Genomic DNA, 22,951 nt, shown 5'->3' on the forward strand with positions numbered 1-22,951 from the left:
CGCGCGCGGCGAGCTCGGCGGCGGCGACAAAGCCGTCGCCGCCATTGTTGCCGCGGCCGGCAACCACGACGATCGGCCCCTGCTCGACCAGGTCCATTGCGGCTTCAGCGACGGCTTGGCCGGCGCTCATCATCAGCGCGAAGCCCGGCGTACCGGCTGCGATGGTCAGCCGGTCGGCGCGCTCCATCTCGGTGGTGGTCAGAACGTCCATGCCGAATCCTCAATCGCTTCGCCTTTTCGAGAGGCAGTTCCTGTGACGTTCGCAGGGTTTCTACTGGCCGACTGCATACGGATTGATCTATTTGCCTATTTGTTGGGCTTGGATATCATGGCCCATGTGGTTCGATATCAGCCGACTGCCTGTTAAAAGGCTGATAACATTCCAAAATCGGGGACCTTAACAACTTGGCATAGACCCTGCTTTTGAGGAAGCCGTGCACAATGCCGCCCGATGCGACCATTGCGCGTGTTTCCGGCCACCCGCCGGAAGGCTTAAGACCAACCAGACTGCGCCCCACGCGCATCGAACTCGACCCTGCAATCTGCAATGCCCGGGAGGCGCTCAGTGAAGAAGATTGAAGCCATCATCAAGCCCTTCAAGCTCGACGAGGTGAAAGAAGCGCTCCAGGAAGTCGGACTGCAAGGCATCACCGTGACCGAGGCCAAGGGATTTGGCCGCCAGAAGGGCCATGCCGAGCTCTATCGCGGTGCGGAATACATCGTCGACTTCCTCCCCAAGGTGAAGATCGAGATCGTGATCGGTGACGACCTGGTCGAGAAGGCGATCGACGCGATCCGCCGCGCGGCCCAGACCGGGCGGATCGGCGACGGCAAGATCTTCGTCTCCAACATCGAGGAAGCCATCCGCATCCGGACCGGCGAATCCGGGCTGGACGCTATTTAAGGGCGGTGCTATCCGGAATTTCTGACGGCAAAAGAGAAGAAAGGCTGCTTCGGCAGCCTGATTTCGTTTCAGCAGTCACACGAACTCGCCAAAAGCGGGAATAACGTCGCTCTCCGCTGGAAACCGACCCGCACATCCATAAGGGGTATTCATGAAGACCGCCAAAGACGTCCTGAAATCGATCAAGGACAACGACGTCAAATACGTCGACCTGCGCTTCACCGATCCGCGGGGCAAGTGGCAGCACGTCACCTTCGACGTCAGCATGATCGACGATGACGTCTTCGCCGAGGGAACGATGTTCGACGGATCGTCGATCGCCGGCTGGAAGGCGATCAATGAATCCGACATGTGCCTGATGCCGGACCCGGTGACCGCGACGATCGACCCGTTCTTCGCCGAGACCACCATGGTCATCACCTGCGACGTGCTCGAGCCGACCACCGGCGAGCCCTACAACCGCGACCCCCGCGGCATCGCCAAGAAGGCCGAGGCCATGGTGAAGTCGATGGGCGTGGGCGACACCGTGTTCGTCGGCCCCGAGGCCGAGTTCTTCGTGTTCGACGACGTGCGCTACTCGGCCGAACCCTACAACACCGGCTTCCACCTCGACTCCTCCGAGCTGCCGATCAACTCGGCCACCGAGTATGAAGGCGGCAACCTCGGCCACCGCATCCGCACCAAAGCCGGCTACTTCCCGGTGCCGCCGCAGGACTCGGTGCAGGACATGCGCTCCGAGATGCTCGGCGCGATGGCCAAGATGGGCGTCAAGGTCGAGAAGCACCACCACGAAGTCGCTTCCGCCCAGCACGAGCTCGGCATGAAGTTCGACACGCTGACGCTGATGGCCGACCACATGCAGATCTACAAGTACTGCATCCACCAGGTCGCGCACATCTACGGCAAGACCGCCACCTTCATGCCGAAGCCGGTCTATGGCGACAACGGCTCGGGCATGCACGTCCACCAGTCGATCTGGAAGGACGGCAAGCCGACCTTCGCCGGCAACAAGTATGCCGATTTGTCGGAAACCTGCCTGCACTACATCGGCGGCATCATCAAGCACGCCAAGGCGATCAACGCCTTCACCAACCCGTCGACCAACTCCTACAAGCGTCTGGTCCCGGGCTATGAGGCGCCGGTGCTGCTCGCCTACTCCGCGCGCAACCGTTCGGCGTCCTGCCGCATCCCCTATACGGCGAACCCGAAGGCCAAGCGCGTCGAGGTGCGTTTCCCCGACCCGATGGCCAATCCCTATCTCGGCTTCGCCGCGATGCTGATGGCTGGCCTCGACGGCATCAAGAACAAGATCGATCCGGGTCCGGCGATGGACAAGGACCTGTACGATCTGCCGAAGGAAGAGCTGAAGCAGATCCCGACCGTGTGCGGCTCGCTGCGCGAGGCGCTCGAGAGCCTCGACAAGGATCGCGCGTTCCTCAAGAACGGCAGCGTGTTCGACGACGACTTCATCGACGCCTATATCGAGCTGAAGATGACCGAGGTCGCCCGTTTCGAAATGACCCCGCACCCGGTCGAGTTCGAGATGTACTACTCGCTGTAAGTTCTGCAGCACTCACGAATGCGAAAGGCGCTTCCACCGGAAGCGCCTTTTTGTTTTTGGGTGATGTAGCCACGAGGCGCGATCCGCAGGATGGGTGGAGCGAAGCCATACCCATCGTCGCGGACCTCGGCGAAAAGCGATGGGTTTCGCTGCGCTCTACCCATCCTACGCGCTGAAGGAATCAAGCACGGACTCTGATAGCATCGCTGCGAAGCCATAATCCGCGGTATCCGTCCATGACCGAAGCCATCGTCCGATCTGCGGCAGAACACGAACTGCCCGAGCTGTTGAAGCTTTACCGACACCTTCATCCGCACGATCCCGAGCTGGAGACGGCCGCTGCCGAGCGTGTCTGGTCGACATTGCGTGCATCGAGCTTCATGACCGTGATCGTGGCGCAAGCAGCAGAGCAGCTTGTCTCCTCGTGCATACTCGCGATCATGCCCAACCTGTCGCGAGGCGGCAGATCGTATGGCGTGATCGAGAATGTGGTCACTCACGCCGACTACCGCCGGATTGGACTCGGCCGACGGGTTCTTGCGCACGCGCTCGATGTTGCCTGGCACGCCGACTGCTACAAGGTCTCATTGGCGACGGGTTCGAAGCGGGAGACGACCCTCCGCTTCTATGAGGAAGCGGGCTTTCAGCGCGGCGGCAAGACCTACTTCGAAGTACGTCGTCCTTAGCCACTGTCAAGAACAGATCGTGACGCGCGCAAAAGGCGCTGCCACCGGAAGCGCCTTTTGTTTTTGAGCGATCTTGCAGGATGGGTAGAGCGAAGCGAAACCCATCATCTCGAAGCTTGCACCGGCGCGATGGGTTTCGCTGCGCTCTACCCATCCTACCAACTGCGGCTAGGCTTTCGCCTTGGCGACCCGCCGTCCACCGGCGTCGAGCGCCCCGAAATTGCCCGCGATCATGTCGGGCGTCGGGATCATGCCGCCGAGCGACCAGCTCGCCGGCTCGCCCTCCTCGATCTTGACCCAGACGTTGCGGCGGAAATCGGGGTTACCCTGCCCCTCGACCTCAACCATGAGATCGGTGACGCGCTGCAGCAGCGCCTGCTTCTGCGCGACATCGAAGATGCCACGGACGGTGGAAATGGTAACGTAAGGCATGGTCTCTCTCCATTGCTGAGGTTGTGACAACGCAACGAAGATGGACCGGCACACTGCGATCAGGCAGTGGCCGATCGGACAGAGATCGGGCAATATCTGCCACCGCCCGACTGTGCCGATCGGGTAGGATGCGGTAACCTCCGGAGGTCCCATGAAGCTTGCGATACTCGCGCTGGAAGGCTGCATGCAATCGGCGGTCGCCGGCATCGCCGACATCCTCACGCTCGGCAACCATGTGATGCAGCTGCGCGGCGGCAAGGCGCGCTTCACCTGGCAAACGCTCTCGCTCGATGGCAAGGCGGTGCGCGCCGGCGGCGGCAAGTTGCTCGCCGTCGACGGCGCCGTCAGCAAGCGGACGGCGTGCGATGCGATCATCGTGCCGGGCAGCCTGGTCGATCATCTCACCGCCGAACGCCTGCAGCCGCAATATGACCGGGCCGGCGCCTGGCTGCGCCAGCAACATGCCAGCGGCCGCCTGATCGGCGCGTTCTGCAGCGGCGTGCTACTGCTCGCCAATGCCGGCCTGCTCGACGGCCGCCGCGCCACCATCACCTGGTGGCTGCAGAGCGAGCTCCGCCGCCGCCATCCCAGGATCGATCTCGCGAGCGACGCCGTGCTCACGCAGGCCGACCGCCTGGTCTGCGCCGCCGGCCCGATGTCGTGGGTCGATCTGTTGCTGCGGCTGATCGAGCTCGTCGAAGGCCCGGAGGTCGCAAAGGTCTGCGCCGACTATGCGGTGATCGACACCGCGCAACGCACGCAGGCGATCTTCATGCCGCTTGGCTACATGCTCGCCCAGGATCCGCTGCTGACGAAGGCGGACATGCTGGTGCGCCGCACCGGCAAGGCGCCGATCACGGTGCGCAGCCTCGCGCAGGCGCTGGGCCTGAGCGAGCGCACGCTGAACCGCCGCTTCCGCGAACTGACCCACGAGCCGCCTCAGGCCTTCATCATGCGCCGCCGGGTCGAGCACGCCCGCACGCTACTGGAGACCACGGCGCAGCCGATCAAGGCGATCGCCCGCGCCACCGGCTATGAGGACGAGAGCAGCTTTCGAAAAGCCTTCCGCAAGCTGACGCTGCTGTCGCCTCAGGCCTACCGCGCGCAGCGCGCGATGCGTGCGGCCTGAGATTACCCATCAGTTCAAGCTTTGCAGCGCGGCTGCGGTTGCCCGGCTTGCCCACCTCCGCGTTCAGGACAGGAGCGGCAGCGCGCCCCTCAGGACATCCTCACCCCATTCTTGCACGAAGTGTCCGGCTGCGGTGAGCGTGACCGGCTCGGGGCAATTGCGGACCGTTTGCCGCATCTCCGCCATGACGGCCGGCCCGAGCACCGGGTCGGTCATGCCGATCACCATCGCGGTCTTGCCGGAGTATTCGCTTCGCCACCATTCGCGCGCCTTGCGTGAGAGGGCCGCGCCGCCGGCATTGGGCTGGTCCGGCACGAGATTCGGGAAGCGGCGCACGCCGGACTTGTAGCCGGCATCAGGGAAAGGCGCGTCATAGGCCGCAGCCTCCGCGGGCGAGAGCTGCGGGCAGGCGCGCGCCATCAGTTTGCCGACCGCCATGTCGGGATTTGCGTTGCTCCACGCGCGCCAATCCATGAAGCCCTTCGTCAGCGGGCGGTCCCCGGTCGCGAGCATGGTATTCATGACCAGCAGCGCTTCGAAGCGGTCGGCCATCTCCATCGGGATGGTAAGACCGAGCAACCCGCCCCAGTCCTGGCAAACCAGCGTCATGCGACCGAGATCGAGCGCTCGGATCAGGGCGATCAGGCTCTCGCGATGGAAATCAAAGGTGTAGACAGCCTCCTCGACAGGTTTGTCGGAGCGACCGAACCCGAACATATCAGGCGCGATCACCCGATAGCCGGAGGCGACGAGGCCGGGAATCATCTTGCGGTAAAGGTAGCTCCAGGTCGGCTGGCCATGAAGGCACAGCGCAACACGGGCATTGCCCCTTCCCTCGTCGAGATAGTGCATGCGCAAACCGGAATAGCCGGGAAGATCGTCACGATAGTTGGGCGCGAACGCATAGCCGGGAAGGCCATCAAAGCATACATCCGCGGTCCGCAAAGCCCCGATCGCCATTGTCCAATGCTCCTCGTTGTTGACGTCGCTCGCAGGATGGGGGCGAGGACCGGCCGTCACACGCGAAACAGCTTCGCGTAACGCGCCTTGATCTCCTCGCTCTGCGCCTGCACCTGGACCGGGTCGGCCTTGAGCATCTTCAGCTTGTCGAGCGGCACGTGCCCGGCCTTTTCTTTCACCTTGGCGTGGAACGAGCGGTGCGCGAACTCGTCGGCCAGCATCTGCTGGGTTTCGGCGCTGAAGAAGTAGCTCTGGAACAGCCGCGCCGCGTTCGGGTTCGGTGCGCTCTTGAACACGCCACTCGGCACGATGATCAGCGGCGCGCCCTCAGTCGGATAGACCACCTCGACCGGCTTGCCCTGATCCTTGGCCAGCACGAGATTGTAGTCGTTGCCGTCGGCCATGACCGCGCGCTCGCCGAGCAGGATCTTCTTCGGCGGATCGGCAGCCGACTGCACCTGCATCACGCGCTGCTGCGCGAGCTTTTCCAGATACGGCCAGCCGAGATCGCGCGCCAGCACGAAGGTCGCGGTCAAGATCGCGCCGGAGTAGCCCGGGTGGCCCTTGACGATCTTGCCGCGCCATTTCGGATCGAGCAAATCGGCGTAGCTCTTCGGCGCCTCCTCGCGCTTCACCTGCTCGGTGTTGTAGCCGATCACCTCGAACCAGGCGCAGGACGTCGCCGACGTGCCGTCAGGATCGATCTGATCGGCGGGAAAATGCCTGGCGACCTCTTCGGGCAGATAGGCCGCGAGCCAATCATTCTTCTTCCAGTCGAGGTAATGCGCGGGATCGGTCGAGTTGGCGACGTCGACGGCATGGATGCCGCTACCCTGCTCCTGGGCGATGCGCTGGAAGATGCGTTCGGCGCCGGAGCGCTCGACACGGACGCTGATCCCCGGATATTTCTGCTCGAAGTCGCGCGCGAGACGTTCCGCCGTGTTCAGTTCGAGCGCGCTATAGAACGAGATCTTGCCTTCCTTCTTGGCGGCTGCGATCAGTTCCGGCGTCACGGCCTCGGCGGGCGGCGCCGCCGCCCGCAGCGGTTCGGCGAACACCATGCCCGCGACCGTCGCCGCCGTCGCCTTGAGCCAGTCGCGTCTCGACCATTTGCGGTCCTGCATTCCATGCTCCCTGAATCGGGCCGTTGACCGGCCGCGCCATTGTTGCGTGAGCATAGCGCGTAGGATGGGTAGAGCGAAGCGAAACCCATCAAATGGCGGCCGCATGAGAGATGATGGGTTTCGCGGAGTTTATCATCGGGCCGCGCGTTGCGCGGACCCGTTGGCTCTACCCATCCTACAGACTACCGACTGATCATCGCCAGCTTTGGCGGAACACACGCATCCAGTTGTCGAAGGCGATCTTGCGCAGCGTTGCGTCATCGAATCCGTGTGCCCGCAGCGCATGGATCAGGTTCGGGAGGTGGCTTGCATCCCGGAGCGGAAGGGGCATGAGCGCGCCGTCGAAATCGGATCCCAGCGCAACGTGGTCGTCACCCATCCGCTCGATCAGGTAGCTGAGATGGTCGACGACCGTCTCGATCGGGATATCCGGATCGCGGTGCCCGTCCGGGCGCACTTCGGACACACTGAAATTGAAGCCGACGACGCCGCCCGATGCTCTGACCGCGTCGAGCTGCCGGTCGGTCAGGTTGCGGGTCGCGGGGCAGATCGCATGCGCGCAGGCGTGGGTCGCCACAATGGGCGCGGTGCTGACCGCCGCCAGATCCCAGAACCCGCGCTCGTTGAGGTGGGCCGCGTCGAGCATGATTCCGAGCTCGTTGCAGGCCTTCACCAGCGCCTTCCCCGCGTCGGTCAGACCGGGGCCGGTATCCGGGGAGCGCGGATAGGCGAACGGCACGCCGTGGCCGAAGATGTTGGGCCGGCTCCAGACCAGGCCGAGCGAACGCAGGCCGCGGGCGTAGAGCCCCGCCAGCCCGTCCAGATCGGCGTCGATCGCTTCGGCGCCCTCGATGTGCAGCACTATTGAGAATACCGAGCCCCGCCGTGCCGTCTCGATCTCACCCACGGTCGTCGCGCGGCGGATTTTTCCATCGGCGCGGGCCACCATGGTCTCGAGCGCGCTCAGCTGGGCATCGATGGTACGGCGCGCGTAGGCCGCGTCGAGCGGATCGGCGAGGCGCACCTCGTACCCGTCGGCGGTTCGGGTGAAATCGCCTTGGCGCGGATGTTCTGCCTTGGCGTACATCGCGAACAGGCCGCCAACCATGCCGCCTTCCCGGGCACGCGGTAGATCGAGATGACCATCCTCGCAGCGCACGAGAAAATCCCGCCCGCCTTCCCGGTATTCAGCGAGGTGCTGAGCCGCGTCGTTATGGCCGTCGAAGATCGCAATCTTGCCGCTTTCCTGCACCGCACTGCTCTCCTTCGCCTCTCCAGCGTCGAGCAGCGTAGCGCGCAGGATGGGTTGAGCCAACGGGTCCGCGCAGCGCGCGGCCCGATGATAAACTCCGCGATATCCATCGTGTCGGGGCTTGCGAAAGCGATGGGTCTGCGGGTGGACTAATTCTTCTCCGGCGGGTTCTCGCGCAGGAAGCGTTCGAGATCGGGCTGCACGGAGTAAGGCTGCGGAACCGGATCGCCCTGAAAGTCGACCTGAAGATCGAGGCAGCGCCGCAGCATCCGCGCCAGTTCGCTGCGCCGATAGGGCTTGGTCAGCAGCGGAATGCCGTGGCCGCCACGGCCCTGTTGCGCCGGCAGCGCGCCATCGCTGTAGCCCGAGGTGAACAGCACCCGCAGCGCCGGCCGCCCGGCCATCAGCGTCTCCGCCAATTGCCGGCCGTTCATGCTGCCGGGCATCACGATGTCGGTGAACAGGAGATCGAACCCGGTGCCGCGGCTGACGATCTCGAGCGCGGCATCTGCGTTCGCCGCGACCAGCACCTTATAGCCGAGGCTTTCGAGCTGGCCCATCACGTAGTCACGGATCGTCGGGTCGTCCTCGACGCACAGGATGGTCTCGTTGCCGCCCCTGACCGGCAGATCGTCCTCCTCGGCCGCGCGCTGCGCGATGCCGTCCGCCTTGGGCAGATAGATCCTGAAGATGGTGCCGCGCCCCTGCTCGCTCTTGACCTCGATGCCGCCGCCGCTCTGCTTGACGAAACCGAACACCATGCTGAGCCCGAGCCCGGTGCCCTGCCCGACCTCCTTGGTGGAGAAGAACGGATCGAAGATCTTCTCCAGATGCGACGGCGAAATGCCGGTGCCGGTATCGCTCACCTCGATCACGAGATGGTCGCCGGCGCGCTCGACGCCGTGCGCCACGGCATCGGGGATCCCGAGCTGCATGTTGCGGGTCGCAAAGGTCAGCGTGCCGCCATCAGGCATCGCATCGCGCGCATTGATGGCGAGATTGACCAGCGCAGCGCCGAGCTGGCTGCGGTCGACGAAAGCGAGCCAAGCGTTGCGGCCGAGCTCCGTCCTGATCTCGGTCTGCGAGCCCAGCGTCTGCGACAGCAGCCGGACCACTTCGCCGATCAGGTCGTTGACGTCGGTCTCGGCGGGCTGCAACGGCTGCTTGCGCGCGAATGCCAGGAGGCTCGAGGTGAGTTGCGCACCGCGATCGGCGGCATCGCTGATCAGCTTGGCGATCGCGGCAAGCTGCGGGTTATCCCTGACGCCGTCGGCGAGGATCTCGATCGTGCCGGTGATCACGGTCAGCATGTTGTTGAAGTCGTGCGCGATGCCGCCGGTCAACCGCCCGAGCGATTCCGTCTTCTGCGCCTGGATCAACTGCTCTTCGGCACGCCGGCGCTGGGTGACGTCCCTCACAAAGGAATTGATGATCCAGCCATCGCCGCGGCGCAGCGCATTGAGCGACACCTCGACATAGAACCGGTGGCCGTCGCGGTGCACGGATGCGGTTTCATAACGCATGCCCATGCCGCCGGCCGCGGTCTCCTGCAGGAAGCGGGTGATGCGCTGCCGGTGTGCAACCCGCAGCCCTTCCGGGAACACCAGTTCGACCACGCGCTGGCCGACCGCCTCGGAGCGCGTCCAGCCGGTCAGCGCCTCGGACTGCGGGCTCCAGTCGAGCACGATGCCGTCCTGGTCGGTCTGAACGAAGGCGTCGAGCGCGGTCTTGACGATGGCTTGCGCCATCTGCTCGCTCTCCACCAGCGCCTGATGCGCCTGACGCTCCGCGGTGACATCGCGCAGCACGATGACCGCGCCGCGCAAATTGCCGGCATCGTCGCGCAGCGGCCTGGCGTTGGCGACAAGGCAGACAGCCGGTTCCGGCCGCAGGGGTTTGACGATCAGCTCGCAATCGTCGACGTCATCGCCGCGCAGCGCACGCGCCATCGGCGTCTCCGCGATCGGCATGACAGTCGTGCCGTCAGCATAATAGTTCTGGAAGGTGCGAACGCCGGTCAGGGTGTCAAAACCGGGTTCGACACGGTACAGCCGCCGCGCCGCGGCGTTGACGATCACGATCATCGCATGCTCGTCGGCGACCACCACCGGATCGCGGATGCTCTCGACGGTCTTCTCCAGCAGGTGCTGCCTGCTGCCCAATTGCGCGGACAGTTCGGCAAGCGTCGCGGCGAGCTGAGCGGCCTCGTCGTCGCCACTCGGGCGTATCGAGACCGGCTCGCCGCGCGACAGCGCCTCCGCCGCCCGCACCAACTGGGCGGGCGTTCTCGACTGCGACCTCGCAATCATCTCAGCCGTCATCAACACCACCGAAGCCACACCACCGGCGAGCAGAATGCCCGGCCAGGCGACGCCATGGATGAAGCCCAACGCGAGCGGGAGTGTGACGACGGGAAGCATCATCCCGGCCGCCAGTCGGCCCGACAAATTCATCCCGACCAACTCATCGTGAGCAGTTGCACCGGAAAATGGAAAAGCAAAACAATATCGAAAAGGATCGTCGGCGCCGGGGCAATATCGGGTGGCTTGCGCCTTCTTGCTTAGCCGAGTCCGGCCCTGCAATCCGCCACTTTCGTATCCGTATAAGTACGGAGAACGCCCGCCGGCACACACGCCGATGCCGGTTGAACCGCCTCCGGGGCCGTGGACAGGTGCGATTTAGGGGATATTCGCGTGGTCGCGGGGCGCCCACCGGCCAAAATCGCTCACCGCTATGCGGGAGGCCTTGGGCCTACACGAGACGCGGAGCGGGACCATCCCGATCGCCATTGGCAACGCGCGCGGGCTCCCGCGCTGCTCGGTCGGGCCTCAAAGGCTCGAGGCGTTGGCCAGAATGGGCGCCGGCTTTGCCAGGCCGAGATGATCACGAAAGGTCGAACCGGAATAGTCGGTCCGATAGAGGCCGCGCCGCTGCAGTTCGGGAACGACAAGGCTGGCAAAGGCCTCGACGGATTCCGGCACATAGGGCGGGAAGATATTGAAACCGTCGGCCGCCCTCTCGTCGAACCAGAGCTGGATGTGGTCGGCGACCTCGTTCGGATCGCCGACGACGACGGCACCGGTGCTGATGTGCCCGATGATGAGATCGCGATAAGTCAGACGATTGCGGCCTTTCACGTCGCGGCGGGTGAGACGCGTGACATCGGCAAACAGCCGCTGGCCGTCTTCGTTGGCCTCTGCCAGCACCACGGGATCGACAGCCGCGTCGCGGTCTTGACCGGAGATATCGACACCGATCGCAGCCGACACCGCCGTGAGGTTGCGGCGTTTCCCCATTCTGCCAAGAGAACCGTAGCGGCTGGCCTCGCCGCCATCGCCATCGGGCTCCAGCGCGATGAAGGAATTGAGATGGTCGAATATCTCAACCGCCTTCTGCGTCGTTTCCGCAACGACGGGGGTGAGCCCGGGTAGAATGGCGATGTCGCCATCCTTCCTGCCGTATTTGCCGGCCCTGGACTTGACGTCGGCATAGTAGGCCTTCGCGCTCTCGATCGTCGCCTGACCCGCGAAGATGACGTCGGCATCGCGCGCGCCGAGCTCACGCGAACGGTCTGACGTGCCGGCGTGCAGGATCACCGGGTGGCCTTGCGGTGGGCGCTTGACGTTGAGCGGCCCGGCGACGTCGAAATAGCGCCCCTTGTGGTGCAGCGGCGTGATCGCATCGCTATCCCAGAGTCCCCGCACCACCGTGACGAATTCATCCGCCCAGTCATAGCGTCGCTCGGTGTCCCAATGACCCTGGCGCGAGAAATTGCCGGCCGCGATCTCATCCGCGCCGGTCACCAGATTCCACGATGCGCGGCCCTGGCTCAGGTGATCGAGCGATGCGAACATACGCGCGAGATTATAGGGATCGTAGTAGGTCGGATTGGCCGTGACGACGATGCCGATATGGCTGGTCGCCGCCGCCAGGCTCGCGCCGGACACGAAGGGTTCGAGCCGCGACATCTGGGAGGGATTGGTGGTTTGCAGGCTTGGATCGCTCGCCAGCCGGTCGCCAAGAAAGAGGAAGTCGAACTTGGCCGCTTCCACAATCCGGGTGACGCGCTGCAGGAACTCGATGTCGAAGGCGGCCCCGGCATGGGACGAAGGATAGCGCCAGCCGCTCGGGTGGGTGCCGCCGGCCCAGAACATCAGGCCGAAATGGAGTTCTCGCTTGGACATGATCAAACGCTCGCAGAAGGGTTCAGGCTGCCGTGCTGGCCTGACATGGTGCCTTGTGTTCGAAGATATTGCACGGCCGGGCCAGACTGAGCCTTTCGCGCAGGGTGGCCGATCCGTCGCCGGATCGCAGCCGCTGCCGCCGCGCCAGCTCCGGGACGACATCCCGGGACAAGGCATCGAGGCCGCTAAGCAGAAGCCGAGGCGCCACCACCAGGCCATCCAGCGTCGCGGCATTCGCCAGCGCCTCGATCTGGTCGACGATTTCCGTCGGGGTACCGGACACATGGTTCGCCACGCGTGTCGTCGGCGTGCCTGCCGCATGGTCCGGCCCAATGAAAGGCACGATCTCCGCAAACAGGCGCACATGTTGCTCATCGCGATGGACGCCCCGCGCAGCAGCGAGCACATTGTCACGCAAGGCCGCGATATTGCCCGCCGTCTCGGCTCCGAGAATGGCGATATCTGCGTGCCGTCCCGCGAAGTCAGCCGACCGCCTGTCCACCACGCGATGCGCAACGATGACTTGGCCCTGAGGCGGTCGTGCGACGTTGAGGGGTCCCTTGACCCTGAAGGAAGGCCCTATGTGATCGATGGGATGGATTTTGGGGCCATCGACGAACACGCCGCTTTGCTTGTCGCGGATGAAGGCATCATCCTCCCAGCTATCCCAGAGCCGGCGCGCGATATCGAGGATTTCATCGGCGCGCTGGTAGTGGACATCAGGTGCAACCGCGGCCTGCCCGTAATTGGCGCCGGCGGGATCGGCTACGCCGGTCGAGACGAGCCAGCCGGCACGCCCATGCGTGACATGGTCGAGCGAGGCGGCGAGCCGCGTCACATTGTACGGCTCGACATAGCTTGTGTTGGCCGCGGCGATCAGACCGATATGGTGCGTCCTGGTCGCGAGGAAGGACGCCGTCGTGAACGCTTCATTGCGCGCGGGCTCCGCATGGCCGACGCTATCGTCGACCAGGAGGAAGGCAAAGCCGGTACGCTCGAGGTCCTGCGCGAGCGACGTCAGGTGAATGGGGTTCAGGGGATCGAAACTTTCGTCGTGCGTCTGGTGTCCTGAGTGCGGCGCATAGAGAAAGCCGAGGTGGAGCGGTTTGGCCATTTTGGTCTCCATTCTGTCAGGCCACGGTTGCCGTCGCAGCTGGCTCCAGCGCGCGGAGCGCCTCGTAGATCCGGGCTTCGCGTTGCAGAAGTTCGATGTCGCCCCGCCGACGCGGACGCGGCAGGTCGAGGGTAACGATTTCAGCGATCCTTCCGGGCGGCGGTGACAGCAGGACGATACGATCGGCCAGAAACACCGCCTCGCCGACGTCGTGTGTCACAAAGACGATGGTCTTGCGGCGCTGCTGCCAGATCCGGATCAGGTCTTCCTGCAGCCTGTTGCGCGTCACGTAATCGACGGCTCCGAACGGTTCGTCCATCAGGATGACGTCGGGATCATTGACGAGCGCACGCGCGATGCCGACGCGTTGCTTCATGCCGCCGGAGATCTGGTGCGGAAACTTGCCGCCAAAGCCGTCGAGCCCGACCAGGGACAGTTGCTCCTCGACCAATCGCCGGGCTTGCTTCTTGTCCACTCCGCGCAATTCCAGCCCGAGGCCGACATTGGCCGCAACCGTTCGCCACGGATAGAGCGAGGCATCCTGGAACACGACGCCAAGCTCTCCGCCGGGACCGTTGATCGGCTTGTCGCGAAACAGCACCGATCCGCCGCTCGGCTGCTGCAGCCCGGCGAGAATCTCCAGCAGCGTACTCTTGCCGCAGCCGCTGGGACCGAGCAGGACGATGAACTCGCCCTCCTCGACCGAGAAGCTGATGTTGCTGAGCGCACGCACCGGCGGCGCGCCCGGATAGATCTTATCGAGAGACCTGATGGTGAAGGCAGGCATGCCCTTGCGCTCCGCTTGCTCTCACTCACTGCGTCTTGCGCTCGGGATAGACGAAGGGCTTCACATAGTCCTGTGGGATGAAGCGGACATCGATATATTTGGCGGCGTCGTAGAATGCCTTCTGGTTGCCGACCTCGATCTCGAGCTGCTGGGTGTCGTGGATCGCCTTCGGATCGATCGCCGGATTGGCATCCCAGACGTCATCCTCCTGATAGATAGCGCGCTTCACCGCCTCCGGATTAATCTTCAAGCGGGCCTGCAGCCAAGGCAGATACTCGTCGTAATGCGCCTTGGCATAGGTGTAGGACTTGAAATAGGCACGCAGGCCCCGCCGCAGCAGATCGGGGTCCTGCGCGATCACCGCGTCGCCCGCAATCAGGACGCCCGTGTGATAGGTCGGAAGGTAATCCCAGGCACGGGCAAGCGTCGTCGAGACCCCCTCGATCTCACCGAGCGCCGCGAAAGGTTGATGGATGATGGTGGCGTCGACCTGGCTGGTTTCGAGCGCACCATAGGCTTTTTCGGTTGCGCCAGCCGCAAAGAGCGTGACGTCGCGGTCGGGATTGATACCTTCGGCCCGCAGGAGATAGCGAGCGACCGAAGCGAGATTGCCGCTTGTGTCGGGTCCGACGCCGATCGTCTTGCCCTTCAGATCCGCGAAGGACTTGATGCCTTTCCGGGCGATGAGAAAATAAGGTCCCTTCGAGCGGAAGGCGGCGGAGACGATCTTGATCGGCGCCCCCAAAGCGGCGGCACGCAGATAGACGCTGGTCGGTCCGAAGGCAAAAGTCACGTCGCCTCGCGAGGTGGCCGTGACCGGATCCTGCGTTCCCACAAATTCGACGTTCAGGCCTTCCTCGGCGAAGAACCCCTTCTCTACGCCAAACACGATGGGCTGCTGCGTATAGCTTGTCGTATCCTGAAGCTTGAGGGTCTTCTTGTCCTGCGCATTTGCCGACGCGGAGAAGCCGAGAGTGAATGCAGTCAGGACAAGGAGACGAGCCGGAAGGCTTGTTGAGAACATGATCGATCCCTTCGAACGAGCGGTGACGGGAAGACGCGGAACCGGGACCGGTCAGACGTATTTCCACTTGAGCAAGACACGTCGCTCGAGCAGATCCACCAGATAGATGATCAGCAGCGCGATCGACGTAACGAGAATGACGAGGGCGAAGACACCGGCCGTGTCGTAGATGCCCGATAGCTTGTTGAGGAGGTTGCCGACGCCGGCCTTGGAGGCGACGATCTCGGCGAAAAGAGTTGCGAGCAGACAGGTCGCCGCCTCGATCCGCACCGCGGCCACGATCGATGGTGTGGCGGACGGCAGCACCACTTTCCAGATGATCTGACGCTGGTTCGCCCCGAGCGTCCGCGCGACCTTGATGTGATTGTCCTGGACTTGCTTGATACCGGCAATCGTATTGAAGACGAACAGGAAGTAGCAAAACAGGAAGATGATGAACACCTTGTGCTCGAAGCCGAGGCCCAGATAGAGGGTGAGAAGCGGAATGATGGTGACCTTGGGAATCGCCATGAACCAGATCAGGAAGGGGTTGAGAAACTGATGCACCTTCGGCAACAGGCCCATGGCGATCCCGGTCGCAATGCCGAGGATCGCACTAAGCGCCACGCCAACGCCCGCTTCGGCGAGCGTAACCGAGAGGTGAAACAGCAAATTCTCTCTGGTGAAGAGCTGAGGGAAAGCAGCAAGAATCTGCGTCGGCGACGCCAGATAGATTCGTTTAACTGCGCCGCTATCGACCGCGATCTGCACCGCCAGCAGGATCGCTGCGACAACCAGCACCTGAACGATAGCGATCCACGGCAGCTTGGCAGCGAGCGAGCGCAGCGTTGCGCGGCTCTCCTTGTCGTTGGTCTGAACATCAACAACGGTTTCGATCGACTCGACTGACATGGCCATGCCCTAATACGCTATGGGCAGAGATCACGCTTGCGACCGCACCCTTGCAGTGGAAGCAAACTAGACCAATTCGTCAGACAAGATATTCCATAGTTTGCGGCTGCGCGTGATGACTCATCTCGTACGGGCCCGCGCGACAGTGAAGGATATGCAGATGAAATATGGAACGCTCGCGAACACCGGAATCCAGGTGTCGCGAATAGCCTTCGGGTGTTCAAGCTATGGATCGAAGGATTGGATGCCATGGGCGCTGAACGAGGAGCAGGCACAAGATCATTATCGTCGCGCCTTTGAAGCAGGCTTTACCTTCTTCGATACCGCCGACTCCTATTCATCCGGCCTCAGCGAAGAGATCCTTGGGCGCGCGGTGAAGCGTTTCGCCGCAGGGCGGGACCAGGTCGTCATCGCGACCAAGGTCTTTTTTCCGATGGGAGCCGGCGCCAATCAGGGGGGACTGTCGCGCAAGCATATTCGACATGCCATCGACGACAGCCTGCGTCGCCTCGGCACCGATTATGTTGACCTGTACCAGATCCATCGCCTCGATCCGCTGACGCCTTACGAGGAGATCCTTGAGGGGCTCGAAGCAGTAGTGCGTGCAGGCAAGGCACTCCACATCGGCGCATCGAGCATGCACGCGTTCCAGTTTGCCAAGCTGCAGGCGCTTGCGCAGGCGAACGGGTTGACGAAATTTGTCACCATGCAGAACAAGTATAATCTTCTCTATCGCGAAGAAGAACGAGAGATGATCCCCCTCTGTCTCGACCAGGGCGTCGGAATCATTCCCTACAGTCCTTTTGCGCGGGGACTGCTCGCCGGCAGCCGCCGCGAAAATACCGAGCGGTCACGCGTCGTGAAGGACTTCTCGCGTCCGGAAGATGACGCGGTAATCGATCGCGTATTCGCCGTGGCGCAGGCGCGCGGGTGCAAGCCCGCCCAGGTCGCGCTCGCCTGGTTGCTGCACAACCCTGCCGTGACGGCTCCCATCCTCGGCGCGACCAAGCTCCATCATATCGACGATGCCATTGCCGCGCTCGACATCCGGTTGACCGACCAGGAGCTCGATGCGCTGGAAGAGCCTTATCGCCCGCAACAAGTCCAACACGATCGCAATGAACAACTGCAATCGGGGCAGACCGCAGCAGCGGACCTCAAGCGGCTGTTTCGCCGGTCCGGTCGGCTCGCGATGAAGAGCGACGATCAGGAGGCCGATCCTCGTGAGGCCACGACCCGCTAGCGCTGATTTGCCCGACGGCGCAAGCCCCCAATCCGAAAATATTTCGGTTTACCGGAAGGGCAACTCGGTGCTATGAAATCGCTGTCTCACCCGATCGAGGGGCGCTTCGCGATCGTCACGAACGTGGGTTCAGATGCGGTGGACGCCGAACGATGTGACTGACGAGCACACGCAAGGCGGACGGTGAAGTCGTGTGGTCCTGACGCCCTAGCGGCAGGTGTCTTTTCGCATTGCGCGATGCGCGTTGTGAAGCCGGTGACAAACAAGCCCAGTCTCGCCGGGGAGAGCACGAAGTAAGCCATAAGCCATCGCGCAGGGAAAGCCGGAGTCTCCGGTTACACCTGTGGTCCTACCCCCGAGCTTTCTACCTTTTGCTCGGGGCCCATGGGTGCGATCGGCACCCGGCTTTCCCTGCGCCCTCTTCAAGAGAGGGCGAAGCAAGATGCACAACTCGGACAAATCATGTCGCGAGAATGCGAAGCTGCGTCAACATCCTCAATCGTCGTCCTGGCGAAAGCCAGGACCCATTACCCCAAATGTCAGTCGTTGCACGACGCTGCGGCCGCGATCCCATTCCCAATCAACTGCGGTAGTTATGGGTCCTGGCTTTCGCCAGGACGACATGCGCGTGTGCGGCACCTGCCCGCGCCATGTCAGAAAACCATGACAACACGCCCGAGGGGACAACGGCGTTGGTCGTTGTATGAACAGCAGCCCCTACGCTGCCCGCCGCCGCTCGCGGAGTGCGTCGCCGAATGCCTCGAACAGCGCGCGGTTGATCGGGTTGCGCTGCGGATCGTATTCGGCGTGCCATTGCACGCCGAGCGCAAAGCCCGGGGCATCTGCGATGCGGATCGCCTCGATGGTGCCGTCCTCGGCGATGCCCTCGATCACGACGCGCCTGCCGGGCTCGAGGATGCCTTGGCCGTGCAGCGAATTGACCCGAATGGTCTCGCAGCCGAGGATCCTTGCGAAGGCGCCCCCCGGCGTCAGCGCGACGTCGTGACGGTCGGCGAACACCACGGTGGGATCGGGATGGATTTCGCCGTTCTCCAGCCGCGGCATCCGGTGGTTCATGCGGCCCGGGATCTCGCGTATCTCAGGATGCAGCGAGCCACCGAACGCGACATTCATCTCCTGCAGGCCGCGGCAGATGCCAAAGATCGGCACGCCGCGCGCGACGCAGGCCTCCGACAGCGCCAGCGCGACGTCGTCGCGGTGGATGTCGTAGGGCTCGTGAGCAGCGCAAGGTTCAGTGTTGAAGCGGGTCGGATGAACGTTGGCGCGGGCCCCGGTCAGCACCACGCCGTCGACCACGTCGAGCAAGGCGCCGACCTCGGTGATTTCGGGGCTGCCCGCGAACATCAAGGGCACGGCACCCGACACCTCGGCAACCGCGCGAAGGTTGCGCTCGCCGACCATCTGGACTGTGAAACGATTTTCAATGCGATGGGCGTTTCCGATCACGCCGACCACGGGCCGTCTCATTATTGAAGTCTCGCGCAATGATTATTCTAAGTTTGCGACTTTGCGGAGACGATCATGCCTTCGAGTTCCCCCCGGATCAACTGCCTATATCTGCACAGGGGACCTTGCAGTCCTGCACAGATTCGCAGCCCTCGGGCCCCAAATCCGGCCTGGCGGCCCACGGTCGCGCCCGGACCACGGCGCGTCAGCGGCAAACCGGCACGGTCCGCCCAGCTTGATCCCGGCGGGATTTTCGCCAAAGACTGCCGGACACCGTCGCGAAGGGGGAATCACCCGTGACAGACCCGGCTGACAATCGCCTGCAGGCCCGCAACGACATGGCGTGGGCGATCGCCGTCGGCGGCATCGGCATCGTGCTGTTCGCCGCCCTGTTGACCTTCGCCTGGCAGTTCGCCGCGACCCTGTTCCTGCTGTTCGCGGGCATGCTGCTCGGGGTCGCCCTCAATGCCATGACCACCCTGCTCGGCCGGCTGACCGCGCTGCCTCACGCGTTGCGGCTTGCGATCGTCTGCCTGGCGATGGCCGGGCTATTGTCCGGCATCGTGTTCCTCGGCGGCACCACGATCGCGCAGCAGGCCACGGTGCTGAGCAACACGATCAAATCGCAGCTCGGCAACGTCAAGGAGTTCCTCGAGCAGCGCGGCGTCGATACCAGCTATCTCGACTTCACCAATGCCGCCGGCGAGGCGAAGGGCGAAGGCTCCGCCGTGACGACGACGACACCGCCAGCGTCGCAGTCGCATGGCATCCCCGGCGCCGGCGCGCTGGCCTCGAGCGGCGGCGCGATCATCAGTCAAACGCTGAAGGTGCTGCTCGGCACCGTCAGCGTCGTCGGCAATTTCTTCATCGTGCTGTTCCTCGGGCTCGCCTTCGCAGCCCAACCGAGCATCTACCGCGCCGGATTGCTGTTCATCGCGCCGGCCAAATACCGCGCCCAGGCGACCGTCATCGTCGACCGCATCGGTGAGACGCTGGAGCGCTGGCTGATCGCGCAGATCATCACCATGACCGCGGTGTTCCTCGTCACCTGGATCGGGCTCGCCATCATCGGGATTCCGAGCTCGTTCATCCTTGGCATCCAGGCCGGCCTGCTCGCCTTCATCCCGACGGTCGGCGCGATCCTGGGCGGGCTGATCGTGGTGCTGGCAAGCCTTGCGACCGGGTGGATCGCGGCGCTGTCGGCCTTCATCCTGTTCCTCGGCGTCCACGCGCTGGAAAGCTACGTGCTGACGCCGATCATCCAGCGCCAGGCGCTCGACATCCCGCCGGCAACGCTGTTCGCGTTCCAGATCCTGCTCGGCGTCGTGTTCGGCATCTGGGGGCTCGCGCTGGCGCTGCCGCTGATGGCGATCGCCAAGGTGATGATCGACCACTTCAAGGCGGAGGATCAGGCGCCGGCGCAGACGCCCGCTCCATCGAACGTGCCGCAGCTCAGTTGAAGAGCAGGACGGTACCGACGACCATCAGCATCACGCCGACCAGCATCACGATCGGCCAGCGGCGCCTCGGCGGTTGGTATCGTCCCTGCGCACGGCGTTCGGCGATCAGCGCGGTCTCGTATTCATCGGAGTCCGAGAACAGGCAGGCGAAGCCGCCGCGCGCCGAAGCCGCATCGGCTTCGAGCGACATCAGGGCTGAATGCGGGTTGCGGGCGCGGATCGACTCCATGCCCGAAAGCATGGGATCGAATGGTTAATCAGCCGTTACCGCGCTCACGCGCGGGCGGGCGCCGGCTTTTGCCGCGCCGATGCCGGCAGGCCCGCGGTCTTGCGCCGCCAGTTCTCCAGCGACAGCGGCAATTCCTCCGCTGCCTCGACGCGGTTGCGACCGCTGCGCTTGGCCTGGTAGAGCGCGGTGTCGGCCGAGGCCAAGAGCACCTCGAGCTCGGTCCCGGCGGGTCCGCCGGCCACGCCGATGCTGACCGTGGTGTCGACCGCGCCGTCCTCGCAGGTGATGTTGCTGTTCTCGAACGCCTCACGCACGCGCTCGGCGACCAAGACGCCCTCCTCCAGCGAGCACGGCAGCAGCGCCGCGAATTCCTCGCCGCCGATCCGGCCCGACAGATCGCTGATCCTGAGACTGTTGACCACCACGGCGGAGAACAATTTCAGGATCTCGTCACCCGCGGGATGGCCGAACCGGTCGTTGATCGACTTGAAGTGATCAAGGTCGAAGATCATCACGGTGACCGGCCGGCCGGCCGTGGCCTCCCGCTCGATCACGCGCGTGCAGGCCTCGGTGAAGCCGCGGCGGTTGAGCATGCCGCTCAACGGATCGATCGACGCAGCCGTCTTGTGCACGGCGACCGCGCGGTCCGACACCATCATGAAGATCACGAACACCGTGCCGATCGCGTACAGCACGAGCTCGATCGAGAACAGGGTGACCCAGAAGCTGCTGACGAAATTCTGGCCGTTCAGCCGCAGCACGTCGCCGACCAGGATCGGCAGCATCAGGACGCAGCCATGTGCGACCGGGATCGCGATCGCAATCCAGCGCCGCTGCATCGAACGGCGGCGTTCGCTCCAGAGTTCGGAGGCGGTCAGCGCCGCGTAGATCGCGACGATCCCGGCGCCGATCGTCAGGCGCATCGCCGGATCCGCGATTGACGTCGCGGCACCGATCCACACGATCGGGCCGAGCACGAGACCCGGCAGGTTGGCCTTGCGGCCGTGGAAGATACGCGCGGCATTCCAGACCATGCCGCAGGCGGCGAAGCCGATGGCGTTGAGGCCCAGCAAGACGAGCGGATCGAGCGTCGAGCTGCCGACCGTCCAGAGCGCGACGGAGGCCGCGCCGAGCAGATAGGCGGTGCCCCACCATTTCAGCGCGGCAATGTTCTCCTGCCTGCCGAACAACCAGAGCATGGCGCCGAGCATGCCCGCAACCATGGTGGCGAACAGATAAAGCGTCGATGGATCGAACGACATAGAGTCACCCCAGCCCGGTGATGCAACGTTCGCAGGCGCAAATAATACGGTGATGCAGCGCCAGTGCGAGCCCGCAAGCTAGAAGGCCCGAGTTCCAATTTCGTTTGCACGCACACGCAAGTTTTCATGAAAACTGCGCTAATTCGCGTCGAAGCACGCGCGGTTGGGCGCAGCAAAAGGGCGCCTCGCGGCGCCCTTTGCAACTCGATGCACGCGGCAATTGCCGCGAATTTGAGGACTCGAATTAGCGCTTCGAGAACTGGAAGGACTTGCGGGCCTTCGCCTTACCGTACTTCTTGCGCTCGACCGTGCGGCTATCGCGGGTCAGGAAGCCGCCCTTCTTGAGGACGCTGCGCAACTCGGGCTCGAAGTTGGTCAGCGCCTTCGAGATGCCGTGTCTGACAGCACCGGCCTGGCCGGAAAGACCGCCGCCGGCGACGGTGCAGATCACGTCGTACTGGCCGTTACGGGCGGCAGCGACCAGCGGCTGCTGGATCATCATGCGGAGCACCGGGCGGGCGAAGTAGATTTCGATGTCGCGGGTGTTGACCGAGATCTTGCCGGCGCCCGGCTTGATCCAGACGCGGGCGACCGCGTCCTTGCGCTTGCCGGTGGCATAGGCGCGGTTGAACTTGTCGATCTTCTTGACGTACTTCGGCGCGTCGGGAGCCGCCGGCTTGACCTGCGAGAGCTGGTCGAGGGACTGCAAAGTATCGGACATTATGCGGCCCTCGTGTTCTTGCGATTCAGGGAGGCGATATCGACCTTCTCGGGGCTCTGGGCCTCATGCGGATGCTCGGCACCCGGATAGACGCGCAGATTGCCCATCTGCATGCGGCCGAGCGGACCGCGCGGGATCATGCGCTCGATCGCCTTCTCGACCACGCGCTCGGGGAAGCGACCCTCGAGGATCTGCTTCGCAGTGCGCTCCTTGATGCCACCGATGAAGCCGGTGTGCTTGTAGTAGACCTTCTGGTCGCGCTTGCGGCCGGTCAGCACCACATGCGCGGCGTTGACGATGATGACGTTGTCGCCGCAATCGACATGCGGGGTGTAGGTGGGCAGGTGTTTGCCGCGCAGACGCATCGCGACGAGCGTGGCGAGGCGACCGACGACCAGACCCTTGGCGTCGATCACGACCCACTTCTTCGTCACTTCGGCGGGCTTGGCCGAGAACGTGCTCATGTGTGAAATCCGTGAAAAGGAAATCGGCGCCGAATGCGCCGAACTGCGTGGGTTTCT

At 63.8% G+C, this 22,951-nt stretch carries 22 protein-coding genes; 6 read left to right on the forward strand and 16 right to left on the reverse strand.

Features of this window, described 5'->3' with window-relative positions:
* The coding region (locus H8B02_RS22645) for an NAD(P)H-hydrate epimerase (protein ID WP_283842232.1) at positions 1–211 on the reverse strand (211 nt) is incomplete at its 3' end.
* Positions 212–565: 354 nt separating this feature from the next.
* Between H8B02_RS22645 and H8B02_RS22650 the strand changes: the two genes are divergently transcribed.
* The 3 genes from H8B02_RS22650 to H8B02_RS22660 all read left to right on the forward strand — a co-directional run bounded on the left by H8B02_RS22650 (position 566) and on the right by H8B02_RS22660 (position 3,151).
* Positions 566–904 carry a P-II family nitrogen regulator gene (locus H8B02_RS22650; protein WP_011441447.1) on the forward strand — a complete coding sequence of 113 codons (339 nt, stop codon included), beginning with the start codon at positions 566–568 and terminating at the stop codon, positions 902–904.
* A gap of 151 nt (positions 905–1,055) precedes the next feature.
* A complete protein-coding gene (glnA, locus tag H8B02_RS22655; RefSeq protein WP_229168334.1) occupies positions 1,056–2,465 on the forward strand; it encodes a type I glutamate--ammonia ligase in 1,410 nt (469 codons plus the stop codon).
* A gap of 236 nt (positions 2,466–2,701) precedes the next feature.
* Positions 2,702–3,151: a GNAT family N-acetyltransferase gene (locus tag H8B02_RS22660; RefSeq protein WP_229168335.1), complete on the forward strand. Its 450-nt coding sequence runs from the start codon at positions 2,702–2,704 to the stop codon at positions 3,149–3,151.
* A gap of 168 nt (positions 3,152–3,319) precedes the next feature.
* Here H8B02_RS22660 and H8B02_RS22665 read toward each other — a convergent pair whose 3' ends face one another.
* Positions 3,320–3,583, reverse strand: a complete 264-nt coding sequence (locus H8B02_RS22665) for a tautomerase family protein (protein WP_223967645.1) — start codon at positions 3,581–3,583, stop codon at positions 3,320–3,322.
* Positions 3,584–3,734: 151 nt separating this feature from the next.
* Here H8B02_RS22665 and H8B02_RS22670 point away from each other — a divergent pair, with 151 nt between their 5' ends.
* Positions 3,735–4,712 (forward strand): GlxA family transcriptional regulator, encoded by a 978-nt coding sequence (locus H8B02_RS22670; protein ID WP_229168336.1) that lies wholly within the window; start codon positions 3,735–3,737, stop codon positions 4,710–4,712.
* A gap of 63 nt (positions 4,713–4,775) precedes the next feature.
* On the opposite strand, the gene H8B02_RS22675 is transcribed toward H8B02_RS22670, so the two are convergent.
* The 9 genes from H8B02_RS22675 to H8B02_RS22715 all read right to left on the reverse strand — a co-directional run bounded on the left by H8B02_RS22675 (position 4,776) and on the right by H8B02_RS22715 (position 16,048).
* Entirely contained in the window at positions 4,776–5,672 is an 897-nt protein-coding gene (locus tag H8B02_RS22675) for a haloalkane dehalogenase (protein WP_229168337.1), read from the reverse strand.
* A gap of 56 nt (positions 5,673–5,728) precedes the next feature.
* Complete coding sequence (locus H8B02_RS22680) at positions 5,729–6,796, reverse strand: ABC transporter substrate-binding protein (protein WP_229168338.1); 1,068 nt, start codon at positions 6,794–6,796, stop codon at positions 5,729–5,731.
* A 193-nt stretch (positions 6,797–6,989) separates the two neighbouring features.
* Entirely contained in the window at positions 6,990–8,048 is a 1,059-nt protein-coding gene (locus H8B02_RS22685; RefSeq protein WP_376711701.1) for a dipeptidase, read from the reverse strand.
* Between the two features lie 149 nt (positions 8,049–8,197).
* Positions 8,198–10,471 carry a PAS domain S-box protein gene (locus H8B02_RS22690; RefSeq protein ID WP_229168340.1) on the reverse strand — a complete coding sequence of 758 codons (2,274 nt, stop codon included), beginning with the start codon at positions 10,469–10,471 and terminating at the stop codon, positions 8,198–8,200.
* Positions 10,472–10,876: 405 nt separating this feature from the next.
* Positions 10,877–12,232, reverse strand: a complete 1,356-nt coding sequence (locus tag H8B02_RS22695; RefSeq protein WP_229168341.1) for an LLM class flavin-dependent oxidoreductase — start codon at positions 12,230–12,232, stop codon at positions 10,877–10,879.
* Positions 12,233–12,254: 22 nt separating this feature from the next.
* On the reverse strand, positions 12,255–13,346 hold the full coding sequence (locus tag H8B02_RS22700) for an LLM class flavin-dependent oxidoreductase (protein ID WP_229168342.1): 1,092 nt from the start codon (positions 13,344–13,346) through the stop codon (positions 12,255–12,257).
* Between the two features lie 16 nt (positions 13,347–13,362).
* Positions 13,363–14,133 carry an ABC transporter ATP-binding protein gene (locus H8B02_RS22705; protein WP_229168343.1) on the reverse strand — a complete coding sequence of 257 codons (771 nt, stop codon included), beginning with the start codon at positions 14,131–14,133 and terminating at the stop codon, positions 13,363–13,365.
* Between the two features lie 25 nt (positions 14,134–14,158).
* Positions 14,159–15,157: an ABC transporter substrate-binding protein gene (locus H8B02_RS22710; RefSeq protein WP_229168344.1), complete on the reverse strand. Its 999-nt coding sequence runs from the start codon at positions 15,155–15,157 to the stop codon at positions 14,159–14,161.
* Between the two features lie 51 nt (positions 15,158–15,208).
* A complete protein-coding gene (locus tag H8B02_RS22715; RefSeq protein WP_229168345.1) occupies positions 15,209–16,048 on the reverse strand; it encodes an ABC transporter permease in 840 nt (279 codons plus the stop codon).
* Positions 16,049–16,208: 160 nt separating this feature from the next.
* On the opposite strand from H8B02_RS22715, the gene H8B02_RS22720 reads away from it, so the two are divergent.
* Positions 16,209–17,291, forward strand: a complete 1,083-nt coding sequence (locus H8B02_RS22720; RefSeq protein ID WP_229168346.1) for an aldo/keto reductase — start codon at positions 16,209–16,211, stop codon at positions 17,289–17,291.
* A gap of 717 nt (positions 17,292–18,008) precedes the next feature.
* Here the strand turns inward: H8B02_RS22720 and H8B02_RS22725 are convergent.
* Positions 18,009–18,779 carry a gamma-glutamyl-gamma-aminobutyrate hydrolase family protein gene (locus tag H8B02_RS22725; protein WP_092114688.1) on the reverse strand — a complete coding sequence of 257 codons (771 nt, stop codon included), beginning with the start codon at positions 18,777–18,779 and terminating at the stop codon, positions 18,009–18,011.
* A 275-nt stretch (positions 18,780–19,054) separates the two neighbouring features.
* On the opposite strand from H8B02_RS22725, the gene H8B02_RS22730 reads away from it, so the two are divergent.
* Positions 19,055–20,218: an AI-2E family transporter gene (locus H8B02_RS22730; RefSeq protein ID WP_229168347.1), complete on the forward strand. Its 1,164-nt coding sequence runs from the start codon at positions 19,055–19,057 to the stop codon at positions 20,216–20,218.
* Here the strand turns inward: H8B02_RS22730 and H8B02_RS22735 are convergent.
* From H8B02_RS22735 to rplM, 4 genes are all read right to left on the reverse strand, one after another.
* Positions 20,211–20,447 carry a hypothetical protein gene (locus H8B02_RS22735; RefSeq protein ID WP_229168358.1) on the reverse strand — a complete coding sequence of 79 codons (237 nt, stop codon included), beginning with the start codon at positions 20,445–20,447 and terminating at the stop codon, positions 20,211–20,213. The genes H8B02_RS22730 and H8B02_RS22735 overlap by 8 nt on opposite strands.
* A gap of 44 nt (positions 20,448–20,491) precedes the next feature.
* The gene (locus H8B02_RS22740; protein ID WP_229168348.1) at positions 20,492–21,709 is read right to left on the reverse strand and encodes a GGDEF domain-containing protein; all 1,218 of its coding nucleotides are present in this window, start codon (positions 21,707–21,709) and stop codon (positions 20,492–20,494) included.
* Between the two features lie 244 nt (positions 21,710–21,953).
* Complete coding sequence (gene rpsI, locus H8B02_RS22745) at positions 21,954–22,430, reverse strand: 30S ribosomal protein S9 (protein WP_229168349.1); 477 nt, start codon at positions 22,428–22,430, stop codon at positions 21,954–21,956.
* Positions 22,430–22,894: a 50S ribosomal protein L13 gene (gene rplM / locus H8B02_RS22750; RefSeq protein ID WP_050405657.1), complete on the reverse strand. Its 465-nt coding sequence runs from the start codon at positions 22,892–22,894 to the stop codon at positions 22,430–22,432. Before rplM ends, rpsI begins: the two co-directional genes overlap by 1 nt.
* Between the last annotated feature and the right edge of the window lie 57 nt (positions 22,895–22,951).

The organism is Bradyrhizobium altum (assembly GCF_020889705.1).
GTDB lineage: Bacteria > Pseudomonadota > Alphaproteobacteria > Rhizobiales > Xanthobacteraceae > Bradyrhizobium > Bradyrhizobium altum.